Source organism: Nitriliruptor sp., from assembly GCF_040882075.1.
Lineage (GTDB): Bacteria > Actinomycetota > Nitriliruptoria > Nitriliruptorales > Nitriliruptoraceae > Nitriliruptor.
The window spans coordinates 17194-33226 of sequence record NZ_JBBEBZ010000066.1 but is presented as its reverse complement, the minus strand read 5'-3'; the positions used below and the strand labels follow the sequence as shown (position 1 = coordinate 33226).

The following is a 16033-nucleotide window of genomic DNA, read 5'->3' as shown; positions in this document are numbered from 1 at the left end:
TGCTCGTGCTGCAGCAGCGCTGCGGCAGGGCACCGACGGATCGGCCGTGGACGCCGTCGTCGCGGAGGCTGCCTTGCGAACGAGGGCCGCCTACGTGATCACCTCCGACGCCGACGACCTGAACACCCTGATCGACCGAGACGCGGGACGAACGGCGGTCGTGACCGTCTAGGTCCGACGCTGCGCCCGCCACAGAGCGCCGTGATCCTGCGACGTCGCCACCGACTCGACGACCACGAGCAGGGACCGTAGGAGCCGCCGTGCAACCTGCGTGCAACGCCCGGTAGGAACCACCCGCCTGCGGCGGTCATCCGGCCGGGAGGTCAGGCAGGCACGAGCCCGTAGTCCTCGAACGCGTACGGGTGCAGGAACGCCCGCCGCCACAGCAGCTTGCGGTCGACGTCGGTCAGTCCGACCGTGTCGGCCGCGTCGTCGAACTCGTCGACGATGGTCTGCACGAGCCGATCGACGATCGCGCGTGCCTGCGGCTCGGACAGCAGGAACTCTCCCGCCGCGTCGATGCAGGTCGCCAGCCGCGACCGGCGGTCACCTGGGCGGGTGACGGCCATCGCCTGGGTCGCCTCGCCCGTGTCGCGCGGCTGCGGGTCGAGGTCGTACGCCGGCGTGAGCGTCAGGTCGCGGCCGTCCCAGAACGCGGCGTGGTTGCGGGCGTGGTCGTCGCGGTTACCGATCAGGACGTTGAAGACCAGCCGGCCGTACAGTTCGACGAGGGACGCCTGCGGGTCGGTGAAGCGGGTGCGGATGGTCTGGGCGAGGTCCGGGTAGGTGGCGTAGCGGGCGTACATCTCACCGAGGCTGAGCAGCGTGAGCGCGGACACGAGCGCGCGCCGTCGGCGAGTGCCAGGGATGCGATCGAACCGGTCGACGAGCAGCACGTCGCGGTCGAGGACGGTGACCCGTTCGGTCGCGGCAACGTTGAGGTCGGCGCGGCGGGCGAGCTCCATCGCGACCGCCTCGCCCTTGACGATCGGGTAGGTGTCGGTCGGGGTGGAGAACTTCGCGATCAGCGCGCGACCGTCGGCGGCGGTGACGGTCGCCTTCGGGCGGGCGCCACCGACCGACGAGCCCGCGTTGAGGACCCGGTCGATCTCTTCGGAGAACGGCTCGCCGGCCTGGAGCCGGTCGGCGGCGGTCAGCAGCTCCTCAAGTGTGGCGTGGGTCTCGCGCGGGACGTAGGTCTCGGCGGAGGCTTGGAAGTCGTTCGCGCCGATCCGGTCGGTGCCGGACCCGAGCAGGTAGGTGACGGCCGGTAGCGCGGCCGTGTCGACGTCGCGGCTGTCGCCGGCGTGGAGGCGTCGCAGGATGACGCGGCGTCCCCACGCGTCGGGGGCACCGTCGGCGAGGCAGCCGGCGAGGTCCATGCCGTCCGGTGGCGGCTGACCGCCGGGCTGCAGCGGCAGCTCGGGCAGGTACAGCGGGACGGCGTCGGGCCGTTCGAGGTAGCTGCGTCCGTAGACGAAGTGGAGCCGGTCGCCGACCGGGTCGAGCGCACCGGCGACGACTGGGTCCGCGCGGTCGGCGAGCCACGTCCACACGTAGACGCGGTCAGAAGTCATCGTCGGGCTTCCGGGTGTCGGGACGGACGCGGTCGGGTAGGAGCGCGAGCAGCTGCCGACCGGACGCGACCTGCCGGGCAAGGCCGTCCGCGTCCGTGGCGAACAGCGGGACGCCGAGCAGGACAAGCAGCTCGAGCGCGGTCCCGATCGCGACGGTCGGGTCGCCGTGTTCGACCCGGTAGAGCGTGTCGCGGGAGATCCCGGCACGTTCCGCGAGCTCGGCGGCGGTGCGGCGCTGCCGGCGCCGTTCGGACGCGACCAGCTGCCCGACGACGACGACCGCGTCGCGGGTCATGGGTGACAGCGTCTGCCCCAACACCAACCCTCTGTCTGCTACAGCAGACGTTATCACACTTACCGTCTGACAGGTCGTACGCTTCGCGTTTCTGGTGGCCCGCGCTCCTGTCTTCTACCGTGCCGTTGGCGTGCCCGGAGGCAGCCACCTCCTCCAGGGCACCAACGGTCTCTCCGCCACCGCCGAGAACGCCTCAACACTGCCTGCCAGGCCCGACCACTGCGCGATGACATCTACGCAGGACGCCCGTTGGTCCAGCCGCCTGCGACCGTCGAATCCCCGCGTGGGGTGGACCGTGGCTGGTCGCACGTGGACTGACAGGGTCCGTCGCCGACTCAGTCAGCCCGGCCTCTTCAGCCCGAACAGCTCCGCGAACAGTTGCTCGGCGAGGTGCGCTCCTTCGTCCGTGAGTGCCACCGACTTGGCCCTGGAACGCGGATCGTCGATGAGCCCTCGCTCGTGGAGACCATCGGTGGCCTCCCAGGGGAACGACTTCCACGCCCGCCAGCCGTACGCGTCCTTGTGCGCGTTGAGGTGCATCAACGCCAGCACGGCATCTTGGACCCGACGCTCGTCGTACACAGCGAGCTCGATGGTTCGAAACTCCTGGAGCGACGAGGCTACGTCGACGGCGATCGGGGGTCACCCGCGGTAGGGGAGTTCGGTCAGAAGATCGAGGTCATCGAGGCGCTGCGTCGGGCGAGCGGGCTGGGCTCTCGTCGCCGCCCTCTTGGTCGGTGCGGGGTCGCTGAACTCCGGCGTCTCAGTCGCGGACGGCTCGTTGGCCGATGGTCTCAGCGGTTCGGTCGGCGGGCTACGACGGAGGTCGTTACGAACGAGGCGGCCGAGTCGTCGGCGATCGACCGGTCGGCTCGTATGGCCCGGATGCGGAAGGTCTGCCACGTCGCGTCGTCGACGTTGACGCGGGCGGTCTGCTGCTCGCGTTCGCTCATCTTCGTGCCTCCCGTGGGCGCTCCGCGTCGACGCGTCGACGGGTCGACGGGTCGCACGAGGGTGCAAGTCTGTGTCCGGACTTGGGGTCTCACGGGCAGCTCGGCTGACGGTGTTCGCTGGGCTGGTGGTCGCGGTGGCAGCGATCAGCCATCAGCAGAGTGTCCGAGGTCGGGCATCGATGCGTGGGACTGCTGCTGTGCTGATCAGCGTGGTGGGTGTGAGCGAGATGCTCGCAGGCGTCGCTCTCGAGTCCGTTCGGGCGAGGGCGGCCGAGCGGTCAGGATCGCCCAGGTCGACCTCAACCGATCGGCGTCCAGGCCCGTTCAGGCCGAGAGCGCGTTGTGCCCGCCCCCCCGACGGCGCTGTGGGCGCTCGACCAGTCAGCAAATCCAGTCAGCCAAGTCAGCCAAGTTGGCAGCCGAGCCGATGGACTCGAGTGGACGTCGAGGGACCTCGACGGAAGATCAAGGCTGGTTCACGATCGACGCGCGAGACGGTCCTATCTGTCGGGATCTCGCACGATCTCGCGTGCTCGCAGGAACACGCCGTCCAGCATGCCCTCGGTGAGGCGGCCCGTGAAGGTGTTCTGCTGGCTCACGTGGTAGCTGCCGAGCAAGGTCCGGTCCGATGCGAGCGGGACCTCGACCCCGTGGCCGAACCGGGGCTTGGTCCCCTCCCACCCGGTGAACGACAGCGCAGCGGCGAACCCGAACCCACCGAGCGCGACGATGACCTGCCACGGCAACAGGTCGAGCTCGGCGGTGAGGTACGGCCGGCACCGATCCCGTTCCTCGGGCGACGGCTTGTTCGCGGGGGGAGCGCACTTGACCGGCGAGGTCACCCACACGTCCTCGAGCCGGAGGCCATCGTCGGCGGACACCGACGTCGGTTGGTTGGCGAAGCCGGTGCGGTGCAGGGAGGCGAACAGCCAATCCCCGGAACGGTCGCCGGTGAACATGCGCCCCGTCCGGTTGGCACCGTGCGCGGCGGGGGCGAGCCCGACGATCACGATGCGGGCCGCCGGATCACCGAACCCCGGGACCGGCCGACCCCAGTACTCCTGATCGGCGAACGCCGCACGCTTGGTCGCCGCGACCTCCTCGCGCCACGCGACCAGGCGTGGGCACGCACGGCAGTCGACCACCGCGCGGGAGACGTCGTCGAGGCTGTCGGCACGCACGCCGCGAGCCTACGCCGGGTCGAGGTGGGTGCTGCAGCGTGACGGTTCTCGGTGGCCAACCCGCGGTTCAGCGGCCGCGAGCCTCGAGGTCGGCGCGGTCAGCGCGGTCAGCGCGTCGGGCCTGCTGTTCGCGGAGCGAGTACGCGGCCACGCCCCACAGCGTTGCACCGAGCAACGCCCAGCCGATAGCGGTGGAGAACACCTCGCTGGCCGTGTAGCCCGCGGTGTTCGAGAGCATGATCATCTGCGCCGCCGCGAACACCAGCATCGCCACGCCTGTGGCGCTCAGGATGAGCCGGACGAGGTTCCCGACCGTGGTCGACCGCCTGGGCTTCGACGCGCCCGCGGCGGCAGCGTCGTCGCCGGCACGCCACACCGGCGCGTCGTCCTCGGTCGGTGTGTCCCCGCCGGGTGCGGCGCTGGGGGTCTCGTCGGGGTCCGGTCGATCACCGGCCGCCGGCGGCGTCGCGTCCCACGTGGGCGGCTCGTCGGACGTGGCTGGATCCGAGGACGGAGCTGGATCCGAGGACGGAGCCGGCTCGGACGCGGCTGCGGGGGCCGGAGCTGGGGCTGGGGCGACCTCGGCGGTGAACGCGGGGGTGAAGGTCGGCGTGGGCGCTGGCGAGGGATCGGGTTCGGATGACGGCGCGGGTGCGGTGGCTGGCGTGGACTCGGCGGGCGCTGACCCGGAGCTCGACGCTGCGTCGCCGGACATCGGGAAGGTGGATCTTGCCGTGCTCGGCGCCGACCACGTGCCGAGGTCCTCGGTGGCGGCCGGGGCCGCCCACCGCGACGCATCCTCGGGGTCGGGCTGCGGTTCCGGGTCCGGGTCGGGCTGCGTTTCCGGGTCCGGGTCGGGCTGCGTTTCCGGCTGCGGTTCCGGGTCGGGCTGCGTTTCCGGGTCCGGGTCGGGCTGCGTTTCCGGGTCCGGCTGTGTCGCGGCAGCCGCCGCGGGCGCTCCCTCAGCCGGTCCAGGGATCGGGTCCAGGCCCATCTCCGAGCCGTCCGGGCCGGGCGCCACGTGATCGGTCCACGCGTCCCCGTCGAAGTAGCGCAGCCGCTCCGGACGCACCGGATCCTGCTTCCAGCCTGCCTCGCCCACCCGGGGCCTCCTCGGTCGCGCGGGTCATCGACGCGTGCGGTCCCGAACATAACCGGAGGGCCTACGCGGACGCGGTACATCGACGTGCTCGACTGAGCCCGTCGGGTGAGGCGCGCGGCCCGCCGGCCGGGGGAGCCAGCGATCCACCGGCGCCGGTCGGCGCGAACCGGCGACGAGGAGGGATGCGTCGTGGCGATCTGGCAGGTGTGGGCGGGCGGGTTGCTCGCCGTCCTGGTGCTGATGACGGTGATCTGGGCGATCAGCGTCGTGCGTCACGACGCGTCGCTGGTCGACCGCGTGTGGGGCCCCGCGTTCGTGCTCTCGGCCTTCGTGTACGCGCTCCTCGGCGACGGAGCCGGCCCGCGGACGGCCCTCGTGTTGGTGCTGGTGACCGTCTGGGGTCTGCGGCTCGGGCTCCACATCACGCGGCGGAACTGGGGGAAGGGCGAGGACCCGCGCTACCGCGCCATGCGTGAACGGCGTCCCGACTCGTTCGCCGTCACCTCGCTGTACCGGGTGTTCTGGTTGCAGGCCGGGCTGGCGTGGACCATCTCGCTGCCGCTGCTCGCTGCGCTGCACCGACCGACGCCCGAGCGCCTGACCTGGGTCGATGGGCTCGGTGTCGTGGTGTGGCTGGTCGGGTTCGTGTTCGAAGCGGGCGGCGACCTACAGCTGTCGCGCTTCCTGGCCGACCCGAAGAACCGCGGCAAGGTCATGGACCGCGGCCTGTGGCGCTACACCCGCCACCCGAACTACTTCGGCGACACGACGGTGTGGTGGGGGCTGTTCCTCATCGCGCTCGCGACCGGAGCCTGGTGGGCGGCGATCGGGTCGGCGGTGATGACCTTCTTCATCGTGCAGGTGTCTGGGGTCGCCCTGACCGACGCGGGGATGGCCAAGAGCGGCAGCAAACGTGAGGGGTACGACGAGTACGTGCGTCGCACCAACGCCTTCATCCCCGGTCCGCGCAAGGACTGATCGTCGGCAGGTGGGGCAGCTCGGCTGCGCTGGCGCGGGTGCGAACGGCGGTCTGCGCTCGGGAACTCGTGCAACCTCGCACGGCAGCGGTGCGTCGGACAGGGTGAACGCCGGAACCGGAGGGCGGGCCGTGAGGACCCGGGGGCAGGACGACCGTCAGGGGCGGGACGACCGTCAGGGGCGGGACGAGCAGCGAGGTGGCACCGGCCACCGAGGCCGCTCGATCCTGGTCCTGGTGGCGATCATCAGCATCGGCGTCGCGGGAGCGGCGCTCGGGTCGTCGTACCTGCGAGATGGATCGCCGTGGCCCATCATCGGGGCCGGTCAACCGCAGGACGTCCTCGCGGATGCCGACGCTGACGCGTCGGCGGATGACGGTGAGGGGAGCTCTTCCGCGGAAGAAGGGGCGGAACGGCTCGCCGCCGAGGCAGCGGAGCGTGAGGCAGCGGAGCGCCGTGCGGCCGAGGCGGCCGACGAGGCTGAACGCGAGCGGATCGCCGCCGAGGAGCGTGCTGCCGAGGAGGCCGAGGCCAGGGCCGCCGCGGAGCGGGCTGCGGAGGAGGAAGCGGCGGCTGCTGCCGCGGCCGAGCGCGAACGTGAGGTCCGCGTCGCCGTGACGGCGGCGCAGCAGCGGCTCGAGGACCTCGGCTACCTCGTCGGTGCGGTCGACGGCGAGCAGGGTCAGCAGACCACCGCCGCGCTGATGGCGTTCCAGGCCGTCAACGGCATCCAGGTCGATGGCGTCCTCGGGCCGCAGACGACCGAGACGCTGGCCACGCCTCGCGCCGAGCCGCAGCTGGTCGGTGGACCGGCGACGCGGATCGAGGTGGACCTCGATCGGCAGGTGTTGCACCTGGTCGAGGGCGGGACGCGCGTGGTGACGATGAAGGTCAGCTCGGGCAACGGCGCGACCTACACCCGCGGGGACGGATCGCTCGGCCGGGCGGTGACGCCCGTCGGTACGTTCACGATCGACCGTCGGATCGCTGGGGTCCGAGAGTCGTCGGCCGGGCTCGGCACGCTGTACGACCCGATGTACTTCCTGCGCGGGTTCGCGATCCACGGGTCGAACTCGGTCCCGGCCGGTCCGGCCAGCCACGGGTGCGTCCGGGTCTCGCGGGCCGACGCCGTGTGGCTGTTCCACCGGGTCCCCAACGGCACCGCGGTCGTCCTCCACGGAGGCCAACACACCTTCGTCGGGTAGCGCACCAGCGGGTGCGCACCGGCGACGGAGACGGCCCTTCCTCGGCGCGTCTGGCAACCTGCACGCGGACCGCAGCGATCGAGGAGCCGACGTGGGCAGCATCGACAGCGACGACGCGACCGCACCGGCGGTGCGCCGCAGCCGCCGGACGCTGGTCGTCGGTGCCGGGGTCCTCGTGCTGGCGATCGGTGGCGCATCCTTCGCGCTGGCCGACCGCAACGGTGACCGCGATCTCGATGTCGACGCTGCTGCTGCCGGGTCGGACGACGAGGCGGCGGCGAGCGACGCCGAGCGCGAGGCTCGCGAACGCGCCGAGGCCGAGGCCGAGGCGGAAGCGGAGCGGCTCGCGGAGGAGGAGGCCGAGGAGGCCCGCCTGGCCGAGGAAGCTGCGGAAGCTGCGGATGCGGAGCGTCTGGCCGAGGAGGAACGCGAAGCCGAGGAGGCCCGCCTGGCTGAGGAACGCGCCGAGGAGGAGCGGCTCGCGTCCGAGGCGAAGGCCGCCGAGGAGCAGCAGCAGTTCGTCGACGCGCAGGCCCGCCTCAAGGAGCTCGGCTACCTCGTTGGAGCGGCCGACGGTGAGGTCGGCCAGCAGACCACGTCGGCGTTGATGGCCTTCCAGGCCGTCAACGGTCTGGCGGTCGACGGCCAGCTCGGTCCGCAGACCTTCGCTGCGCTCGACGACCCGAACCGCGAGCCGGCGCTACGCGGCGGCGCCGCGAACCGGATCGAGGTCGACATGGACCGCCAGGTGCTGCACCTGGTCGAGGGTGGCAAGCGTGTGACGACGATGAAGGTCTCGACCGGTCGCGGTGGCACCTTCGAGTCCGAGGCGGGTGAGACGCTCCGCGCCGAGACCCCCGTCGGCACCTTCACGATCGACCGGCGCATCGCGGGGGAGAAGCCGTCGAGCTACGGCATCGGTTCGATGTGGGACCCGATGTACTTCCACGGGCCCTGGGCGATCCACGGTTCCCCGACCGTTCCGGCGGGTCCCGCCAGCTCCGGCTGCGTCCGGGTCGCGATGGCCGACGGCCGCTGGCTCTTCGACCGCGTCCCCAACGGCACCCCGGTCGTCCTCTACGGCGGAGTGCACGTCTTCACCCCCTAGCGGCCGTCAAGGTTGACGTTGGGGGTCGAGGTCGACGGTCCGCATCCCGTCCGGCTCCGCCGTTCTGCGGCCGCCCTGCCCGGGGTTCGGGCCACCGTTGAGCATGATCCGCGGGTCCTCGCGCGACTCCTGCCGGCCGAGCACAGCGGTGTCGTCGTTGGCGAGGCCGTTCCCGCCGAGCAGAGGCCGGCCGCTGAGTACCACGAACGCCAACGCGAGGGTTGCGAGGAGCAGGACGACGAAGCGCCGCCTCCGATCCTCACGCTGCGCGTGGTCGTGGCTGCTCACCGGCCGGCCTCTCAGCTCGAAGCGGTACGTACGTCGCGCCTCGCACGCTCCGAGGTCCTCGAGGCAACTGTGGTCGGGACGGGGTCCCGGCGCATGAGGCGCTGGTCGCCCCGGTTCCGGGCGCTGCGTCCCTCGCTGCACGTTGACCGTGGTGCTGGCGGTCTAGTCACCGGGTACCGCGAACGACGGAGGCCCCGAACTTCCGGTGCCCGTAGGCTCGGGGCATGGATACCCCGCCGCCTCGCCTGACCGCCTACAGCCACGGAGCAGGTTGCGCCTGCAAGCTCGGGCCGGGCGAGCTCGCCGACGTGCTCGGCCGCATCGCTCCGCCCGAGGCGCCCGACCTCCTCGTCGGCCGCGAGCACGGCGACGACGCCGTCGTCTGGCGTCGGCCCGACGGTCGGGCGCTGGTGGCGACGATCGACGTGTTCACCCCGATCGTCGACGACGCCGACACCTGGGGCCGGATCGCCGCGGTCAACGCCGGCAGCGACGTCCACGCGATGGGCGGGACCCCGCTGTTCGCCGTCGCCTTCGCCGCGTGGCCACGTGAGCAGCTCGACCTCGACCTGCTCGCCACCGTCCTCGCCGGCGGCCAGGCCGCGGCGGCCGAGGGCGGGTGGGTCGTCGCCGGCGGCCACACCATCGACGGTCCCGAGCCGCTCTACGGCCAGGCCGTGATCGGCGAGGTCGACCCGGACCGGATGCTCACCAACGCCGGCGGCGACCCGGGCGACGCCCTCGTGCTCACCAAGCCGCTCGGCACCGGCCTGACCACCACCGCGGTCAAGCGCAGCGACCCCTCGGCGATCGCGCCCGGCGGCGACCTCGCCGAGGTGTACGCCGCTGCCGTCGCGGAGATGACCCGCTCCAACGGGACCGCGGCGCAGCTCGCGGTCGAGCTCGGCGGCCGCTGCGCGACCGACGTCACCGGGTTCGGGCTGCTCAACCACCTGCGTGAGCTCGTCAGGGCGTCCAACGTCGGTGCCGAGGTCGAGGTCGCTGCCGTGCCTCGACTGCCGGGGCTCGATCCGCTGCTCGCCGCGAAGTGGATCCCTGGTGGCACGCAGCGCAACCTCGCCCACGTCCGCCCCGACCTCGACGTCGCCGCGACCGTCGCCGAGGACGACCTCGTAGTGCTCGCCGACGCCCAGACCTCCGGCGGGCTGCTGCTCGCGCTCCCCGAGGCGGCCGCGGAGGAGCTCGTCGACGGGCTCCGGGCTGCCGGCCACGACGCCGCGCGGATCGGGCGTCTGACCGACGACCCGAGCGGTCGCATCGCGGTGGTCTGACGGCCCGGTCGGCCGGTGGGTGGAACTCGACGCGCCTACCGCGTACGGTGTGAACAGGAACGAGACGACACGAGGTGCATCGGGTGGTCGACGGGGGCGGTGCCGGGCTTCGGCCGGACGTGTCCTTCGATGCCGCTGCCGTCCTCGAGGCGATCGCGGCGTGCCGGACCGCCGCGCAGGTCTGTGGTGCGGTGGGTGACGCCCGGGTCCGGGCTGGCGCTCGCGCGCGGGTCGGCTGGGAGGGGCGGATGCGTGACGCGTTCGACCTCGCCGACGATGCCCTCCTCGCCGAGCTGGAGGCGGGGGAGGGCGAACTCGAACGGATCTTCGCCGAGCTTGAGGCGCTCGCCGAGCGGGCTGCCGCCCTGCAGCGCAGTGTCGACCGGCACAACGAACGCGTCCTGGAGCAGCGCGCGGCGGTGGGCTCGTGAGCCGCACGTCTCGGCCGATCCCGACCGGCTCCGTGGGCTCACCGAGACCAGCGCGGACGCGAACGCCGACCTCGACGCGGCGGTCGGGGACGCCCTCGCAGCATCACGGGCGGCGGTCGCTGGTGCTGACCCGCGTCTGTCGCGAGCCGCGCTCACACGCGCCATCGACGCCGCGGACGATCGGCTCAGCCCGCTGCCCGGTCGGTTCACCGTCCTCGACGGGGACGTCGCGGCCTTCGCCGACTCGGTGGCGGCGCTCGATGGCCGTTCGTGGCTGCTCGGCAGCCTGTCGCTGCACCTGCTCGACCAGCTTCACGCCGCACGCGTACCGGGCAGCAGCGCGGACGCTGTCCGCCACCGTCAGCTCCTGCTCGACCTCGAGGCCGCTGACCCGGCTGGCGTCGCGGCCATCTTCGCGACGCTCGACCGTCCGACGGCGCTGGCGCTCGCCCGTCGTGATCCGAAGCTCGTGGGTCGCCTCGACGGTGCACCGGGCTTCATCCGCGACCACGCCAACCGGGTGCTGCTCGACGCCGAGGTCCGCAGCATCGAAGCCCAGCTCGCAGCCCTCGACGCCGATCCGCTGCCGCCGGGCGGGGGCCACGCCGGCCGGAACCGGCGCCTGGCCCGCACCCGGGAACGTGACGAGCTGCTCGGGCGGCTCGCCACCCTCGAGGACCTGCGCGACCGTCCCGGCGTCCAGACCCTGGTCTTCGACCCGGACGCCGGCCGCGTCGCCGCGGCGCGAGGTGACATCGACACCGCCGACCACGTCACCACGCTGGTCCCCGGCACCGGCAACGACTTCGACAGCATCACCAGCTACCTCGACCGGGCCGACGACCTCGTGCGCAGCGGCCAGCGCGCCGACCCGACCGGTCGCGTCGCCGCGATCGCGTGGCTCGACTACGACGCGCCGCCCGGCCTGACCGACGCCACGTCCCGGCCGCGCCGACCACGCCTCGCCCGACCTCAGCCGGTTCGTCGACGGGATGGCGGCCGTGAACCCCACCTCGACCCGCACGCTCATCGGGCACTCGTACGGCTCCACGGTGGTCGCCACCGCCGCACGGAACCACACCCTCGACCTCGATGCGTTGGTCGGCGTCGCCAGCCCCGGCATGCGCGTCTCGAGCGCCGACGACCTGCAGCTGCCGGTGGACGGCCGGGTCTACGCCGTGACCGACACCTCGGGCGGCAAGCTGAACCCGTTCGACGGCGATCCGATCCACACCATCTCGGACGGGATCCTGACGATGCGGCTCGGTGGTGACCCGACCCGCAGCGGGTTCGGTGCCGAGTCGTTCGCGGTCGGCGATGCTGGCGGACACTCGCTCTCGGGTTACATCGACCCCGCACCGGGCTCGGTGGCAGGGACCAACTTCGGGTACCTCGTCACCGGCCAGTTCGATCGGCTGGAGTGATGCCCGTGATCCCCACCTCTCCGCCGTCCCGACCGTTCCACCGTCGGCTGCTCGCCGGCGTCCTGCTGTCGCTCCTCGGAGGTTGCGCTGTGGCTGGAGATGCCAACACCGGAGGTGACGACGTGGTCGTCGCCACCCGCGAGCTCGTCGCGCAGGTCGCGGCGGCCGGCGAGGCCGTCGGCGACGGGCTGCCCGTCCTCGAACGCGAGATCGCCGGACCGACCAGCTGCCTCGACGGCGACGGTCACCAGGGTTCGATCGCCTGGACGGTCGTGCTCGACGAGGAACCCGACGTCGACGCGGTCCTTTCGTCGGTCGCCCAACGCTGGGAGGCCGAGGGGCTCGAGGTCACCCGCAACGAGGACGACCCCGCCCTTCCGCGTGTCCAAGCCGAGAACCGCGGCGGCGGCCAGCTGACCGCCGAGTTGGTGCGCGCCACCGGCACCCTGCACTACTTCGGCTCGACCGCGTGCCGGCCGCTCCCCGACGACGTCGACGACGCCAACCGGTTGCGCAGCGAGTTCCGTGCGCTGGTCGACCCCGACGGTGAGCAGGTCAGCCAGGACACCTCGCGGTCCCTGGCCGACCAGGTCGCCGACCTGCGTGCCGGCGACGGCTGACCCGCACCGGTCAGGGAGCCGCGGACACCTTCGCCGCGTCGGCGTTGGCGAGGATCGCGTGCGCGGTCCTGCGGGCGAGCGCCATGCAGGTCAGCATCGGGTTCGACCCCACGGCGGTCGGGAACGCCGAGGTGTCCCCGATCCACACGCCGGCGACGTCGTGCAGCTCACCCGAGGGTGACGCGACCGAGGTCATCGGGTCGGTCCCCATCCGGGCGGAGCCCATCTGGTGGGCGCTGAACAGCACGCGGCCGTCCGCGCCCTCAGCGGCGTCCTGGGCCCGAGCGATGTAGCCCTCGAGGTCCTCGCCCTTGCGCCAGAGCGCGAGATCGCGGTGGGTGTCGAGGATCACCGAGGCACCGGCTGCGGCGTGCAGCTCGATGAGCGAACGCACCGCGTGCCGGCGGACCTGGTCATCGATGCGGTCCTCGAGCGGGTAGTGGACCTCGGCCTCGCCGCGCGTGTCGAGCGTGACCGTCCCCGCTCCGTGATCGCGGGTGACGGCGATGAACGTGCCGAGCCGCGAGAACCGGCCCATGATCAGCTTGTGGTCGCGGCCCGAACGCCACGGCACGGCGGCCGCGGTGATCGATGGGTGCAGGTGGGCGGTCTCGATCAGGTAGCCGTGGCCCTCGACCGCACCTCGGTGCTCGGTCACGATCGTGGCCTGCGGCGGGCCCCACCACGACCGCAGGTCCTCGTCGTAGAGCGCGGTGATCATCGGCACCGGGTGCAGGCGCAGGTGCTGTCCGACGGCGGGTCCGCCGATGCCGGAGCGCAGCAGCAGCGCGGGTGTCTCGAGCGCGCCGCAGGCGACCACGACGTCCGGTGCATCGACGCGGAGCGCGACGATGTCACCGGTCGGCAGCGTCACCTCGGCTTCCACACCCGTCGCACGGCCGTCCGTGCGGAGCACCCGGGTGACGCGCGCCCGGGTCACGATGCGGGCGCCGTGGGCTTCCGCGTCCTTGAGGTAGGTCCGCAGCGTCCCCTGCTTGCTGCCCGTGCGGTCGCCGAAGCCGACGTGACCGGCGGTCTCGGGGGAGTAGGAGGCGGGGTCGGTGTTGCGTACCGCCTTCGACCAGCCCCAGCCGAGGGCGTCCGCCGCGTCGGCGAGCCGCTGGTTCGTGCCGTTGAGGTCGGTGCAGTCGTCGGTGGCGGAGATGCGCTCGAGCACGGCGTCGAGGTGGTCGTCGAACGCGGCGCCGTCGACCCCGTCGAGGCCGTGATCGCGGGCCCAGGTCTCGCGCACGTGGTCGGGTGGACGGACGCAGTTCTGCCAGTTGATGGTCGACCCGCCGCCGAGCGTCGCGCCGGCGAGGATCGCGACGTTGCCGTCGGTGGTGAGGTTCAGCCCGCCGCGCCAGTACAGCTCGCTGAGCGCGTTCATCTCGTCGGCGGGGAAGTCCGCCGCCTCGTGGTGACCGCCGGCCTCGAGCACGACCACGTCCAGACCGCGTGTCGCCAGCTCGCCCGCGATGACGCCACCACCCGCACCGGAGCCGACCACGACGACGTCAGCCTCGAGTTGCACCGTCCCCGACGCCGTGCCGAGCACGAACCCCTTCAGCTCCCTCGGAGCGGGGTCGATCGCCGGCGGCCCTGGGTAACCGAGCTGGTCCCAGTTGGGGTTGCGGCCGCTCGCGTCGACCGCGCCGTAGTAGAGCTGCATCGCCAGGCCACGGAGCCCGTTGATGCCCGCGCGTGCGTCGGGGTTGGCCGCGGAGAGGGCCTTCAGGACCCGCTCGCGCCCCCCTTGGGGGAGCTTGGTGAACCCGGTGCGCCGCAGCAGGTCGAGCAACGTGCCGAGCTCGTCGACGTCCTCGGGTGGCAGCATCTCGAGCAGGCGCTCGGCGAGCCGTGGCCCGACGCCGACCTCGGACGCGCTGCGCGCCCAGAACCCGTTCGGGTCGTCGGCCGCGACCGTCGGCGGCTCCGCCGGTGGGGCGAAGGTCTCAGCGAGTGCGTCCAGCACCCGTCGCCGTGGCTCGCTCCAACCCGTGTCCGCTCCCGGTCCTGCCACCTCGACGCCTCCCAGCTGGTGAGCCCGCGACGGTAGTCCGCGTCAGGGTCGCGGTGAGCCGCGCGCCGGTCAGAAGCCGTTCTTGACCACCCGGTCGGGCTCGATGCGCAGGATCGCCCGCTCGGACTGGATGGGTGAGGGGTAGTCCTTGCCGAAGTAGCGCTGCGAGCAGGCGTCGATGTGGTCGCGAGCCTCCTGGCCACGCACCACCTCGATGACGTGGCCGCGCACCTCGACGTAGCGGTACGGGTTCTCGTGGTCGATGACCGCGACCGTCACCCGCGGGTCGCGTTCGACGTTCTTGAACTTCTGACGGTGCACCTCGGTGTTGATCAGCAGGTGCTGGTCGTCGGCGTCCACCCACATCACCTGGGTCTGGGGGGTGCCGTCGTCGAACAGGGTGGTCATCGCGCCGAAGTTCTTGCCGGTCGCGAGCGTGCGGACGTCGTCGTCGAGCGCCACGGTTCGCCTCCTGGAGGGTCTGGTCGGGGGTCGCTTCGAAGATCGTCTCGGGGATCCTCGAGGTCGGTCACGAGGGTGTCGTGACGGGCGGGTCCCGTCGGTCTTCGGCACCGGTCCTCCGGCCGGACCGGCGGCAGGTGTCGGCTACCGTCGTCCCTCCCGGACCGGTGCGCTACCGGTGTGTGGACGAGGAGGCCCGGTGGCTGGCGAGGTGTTCGAGCTCGACGCCGCGACGTGGGACGCGCTGGTCGAGCACAGCTGGTCGGACTTCCCCTACGAGGTCTGCGGCCTGCTCGGCGTCCGGCCCGACGGGAGCCTCGCGCACTACCCGATCGACAACGCCGAACGTTCGATGACCTACTACGTCATGGACGGCAAGCAGCTGCTCAAGGCGATGCGAGAGATCGAGGACGAGGGGTGGGGCCTGGCGATCTACCACTCGCACACGCACACGCGAGGCTATCCCTCCGCGACCGACATCCGGTTGGCCGCCTACCCGGAGGCCACCTACCTGATCGTGACCCTCCAGGACCGCGACGGACCCGACGTGCGGGCGTTCTCGATCATCGACGGCGAGGTCACCGAGAAGCAGGTCGTCGTCCGAGACCACGCCGCCTGACGGCACACCGACGAGGGGCGAACGATGTGGCTGGTGCTCCGACCGGTCCTCCAGCGTGTGATCGCGATCGGTGGTCCGGTGCTGGCCAAGTGGCTGCTGACCAACGGGCTGCCGTCGCTCAAGCACTACAACGCGGCCGCGACCCAGGCCCGAGCCGTCGGCGGGTACGTCGGGGCGTGGGTCGACGATGACGGCAAGCACTGGGTGGTCCTGAACGCGTCCCGGACCGACATCGTCGGGACCTTCCCGCCGATGTCGAGCGGCGCGACCGAACGCGCGCTCCAGCACCTCGATGAGGATCAACTCGTCCACCACGAGGACGTGCTCCTGCGACGCATCAGCACCAGGGCCCGAGCCGCCCGCGACACCGTCCGCGGCGTCCTCCCCGGTACCCGCAAGGACCCCTGACCGGGCTCGCCCGTTCCCGCCCGTACCCGCCCGTTCCCGCCCGTTCCCGCCCGTACCCGCCCCCTTGC

The 16033-nt window shown here is 72.2% G+C and carries 18 protein-coding genes and 1 pseudogene; 10 read left to right on the top strand and 9 right to left on the bottom strand.

Going from position 1 to position 16033, the window contains the following annotated elements; genetic code table 11:
* Positions 1–323 precede the first annotated feature (323 nt).
* The 6 genes from WEB03_RS03270 to WEB03_RS03245 form a co-directional block, all read right to left on the bottom strand.
* The gene (locus WEB03_RS03270) at positions 324–1577 is read right to left on the bottom strand and encodes a type II toxin-antitoxin system HipA family toxin (protein WP_368069539.1); all 1254 of its coding nucleotides are present in this window, start codon (positions 1575–1577) and stop codon (positions 324–326) included.
* Positions 1567–1872 carry a helix-turn-helix domain-containing protein gene (locus WEB03_RS03265; protein ID WP_368069538.1) on the bottom strand — a complete coding sequence of 102 codons (306 nt, stop codon included), beginning with the start codon at positions 1870–1872 and terminating at the stop codon, positions 1567–1569. The genes WEB03_RS03270 and WEB03_RS03265 overlap by 11 nt, the downstream gene beginning before the upstream one ends.
* Positions 1873–2211: 339 nt before the next feature.
* On the bottom strand, positions 2212–2412 hold the full coding sequence (locus WEB03_RS03260) for a DUF6429 family protein (protein ID WP_368069540.1): 201 nt from the start codon (positions 2410–2412) through the stop codon (positions 2212–2214).
* Positions 2413–2666: 254 nt separating this feature from the next.
* Positions 2667–2825, bottom strand: a complete 159-nt coding sequence (locus WEB03_RS03255; RefSeq protein WP_368069537.1) for a hypothetical protein — start codon at positions 2823–2825, stop codon at positions 2667–2669.
* A gap of 500 nt (positions 2826–3325) precedes the next feature.
* Positions 3326–4006, bottom strand: a complete 681-nt coding sequence (locus tag WEB03_RS03250; RefSeq protein WP_368069536.1) for a uracil-DNA glycosylase — start codon at positions 4004–4006, stop codon at positions 3326–3328.
* Positions 4007–4073: 67 nt separating this feature from the next.
* Positions 4074–5108, bottom strand: coding sequence for a DUF2510 domain-containing protein (locus tag WEB03_RS03245; protein ID WP_368069535.1), 1035 nt, complete (start codon positions 5106–5108; stop codon positions 4074–4076).
* A gap of 189 nt (positions 5109–5297) precedes the next feature.
* On the opposite strand from WEB03_RS03245, the gene WEB03_RS03240 reads away from it, so the two are divergent.
* The 3 genes from WEB03_RS03240 (at position 5298) to WEB03_RS03230 (ending at position 8398) form a co-directional block, all read left to right on the top strand.
* On the top strand, positions 5298–6086 hold the full coding sequence (locus WEB03_RS03240) for a DUF1295 domain-containing protein (RefSeq protein ID WP_368069534.1): 789 nt from the start codon (positions 5298–5300) through the stop codon (positions 6084–6086).
* Between the two features lie 130 nt (positions 6087–6216).
* Entirely contained in the window at positions 6217–7290 is a 1074-nt protein-coding gene (locus WEB03_RS03235) for a L,D-transpeptidase family protein (RefSeq protein WP_368069533.1), read from the top strand.
* Positions 7291–7381: 91 nt separating this feature from the next.
* Entirely contained in the window at positions 7382–8398 is a 1017-nt protein-coding gene (locus WEB03_RS03230; protein WP_368069532.1) for a L,D-transpeptidase family protein, read from the top strand.
* A gap of 6 nt (positions 8399–8404) precedes the next feature.
* On the opposite strand, the gene WEB03_RS03225 is transcribed toward WEB03_RS03230, so the two are convergent.
* Positions 8405–8686 carry a hypothetical protein gene (locus WEB03_RS03225; protein ID WP_368069531.1) on the bottom strand — a complete coding sequence of 94 codons (282 nt, stop codon included), beginning with the start codon at positions 8684–8686 and terminating at the stop codon, positions 8405–8407.
* A 224-nt stretch (positions 8687–8910) separates the two neighbouring features.
* On the opposite strand from WEB03_RS03225, the gene selD reads away from it, so the two are divergent.
* From selD to WEB03_RS03200, 5 genes and pseudogenes are all read left to right on the top strand, one after another.
* On the top strand, positions 8911–9978 hold the full coding sequence (gene selD / locus WEB03_RS03220) for a selenide, water dikinase SelD (RefSeq protein WP_368069530.1): 1068 nt from the start codon (positions 8911–8913) through the stop codon (positions 9976–9978).
* Between the two features lie 83 nt (positions 9979–10061).
* On the top strand, positions 10062–10409 hold the full coding sequence (locus WEB03_RS03215) for a hypothetical protein (RefSeq protein WP_368069529.1): 348 nt from the start codon (positions 10062–10064) through the stop codon (positions 10407–10409).
* Positions 10354–11280 (top strand): annotated as a pseudogene (locus WEB03_RS03210) (hypothetical protein); the annotation flags it as partial. The gene WEB03_RS03215 and the pseudogene WEB03_RS03210, both read left to right, overlap by 56 nt.
* A gap of 130 nt (positions 11281–11410) precedes the next feature.
* Complete coding sequence (locus tag WEB03_RS03205) at positions 11411–11833, top strand: alpha/beta hydrolase (protein ID WP_368069528.1); 423 nt, start codon at positions 11411–11413, stop codon at positions 11831–11833.
* 5 nt (positions 11834–11838) lie between these two features.
* Positions 11839–12453 (top strand): hypothetical protein, encoded by a 615-nt coding sequence (locus tag WEB03_RS03200; protein ID WP_368069527.1) that lies wholly within the window; start codon positions 11839–11841, stop codon positions 12451–12453.
* A 10-nt stretch (positions 12454–12463) separates the two neighbouring features.
* Here WEB03_RS03200 and WEB03_RS03195 read toward each other — a convergent pair whose 3' ends face one another.
* A complete protein-coding gene (locus tag WEB03_RS03195; RefSeq protein WP_368069526.1) occupies positions 12464–14428 on the bottom strand; it encodes an FAD-dependent oxidoreductase in 1965 nt (654 codons plus the stop codon).
* Between the two features lie 117 nt (positions 14429–14545).
* Entirely contained in the window at positions 14546–14938 is a 393-nt protein-coding gene (locus WEB03_RS03190; RefSeq protein WP_368069525.1) for a PPOX class F420-dependent oxidoreductase, read from the bottom strand.
* Between the two features lie 199 nt (positions 14939–15137).
* Here WEB03_RS03190 and WEB03_RS03185 point away from each other — a divergent pair, with 199 nt between their 5' ends.
* Together WEB03_RS03185 and WEB03_RS03180 are read left to right on the top strand one after the other, a co-directional pair.
* The gene (locus WEB03_RS03185; protein ID WP_368069524.1) at positions 15138–15557 is read left to right on the top strand and encodes a M67 family metallopeptidase; all 420 of its coding nucleotides are present in this window, start codon (positions 15138–15140) and stop codon (positions 15555–15557) included.
* Between the two features lie 33 nt (positions 15558–15590).
* Positions 15591–15965, top strand: coding sequence for a hypothetical protein (locus WEB03_RS03180; RefSeq protein WP_368069523.1), 375 nt, complete (start codon positions 15591–15593; stop codon positions 15963–15965).
* The last annotated feature ends 68 nt before the right edge of the window (positions 15966–16033 follow it).

Bases quoted from the DNA above. Each gene is read 5' to 3' on its own strand.
- WEB03_RS03260 (WP_368069540.1), bottom strand. From the start codon at position 2,412: ATGCACCTCAACGCGCACAAGGACGCGTACGGCTGGCGGGCGTGGAAG.
- WEB03_RS03265 (WP_368069538.1), bottom strand. From the start codon at position 1,872: ATGACCCGCGACGCGGTCGTCGTCGTCGGGCAGCTGGTCGCGTCCGAA.
- WEB03_RS03255 (WP_368069537.1), bottom strand. From the start codon at position 2,825: ATGAGCGAACGCGAGCAGCAGACCGCCCGCGTCAACGTCGACGACGCG.
- selD (WP_368069530.1), top strand. From the start codon at position 8,911: ATGGATACCCCGCCGCCTCGCCTGACCGCCTACAGCCACGGAGCAGGT.
- WEB03_RS03270 (WP_368069539.1), bottom strand. From the start codon at position 1,577: ATGACTTCTGACCGCGTCTACGTGTGGACGTGGCTCGCCGACCGCGCG.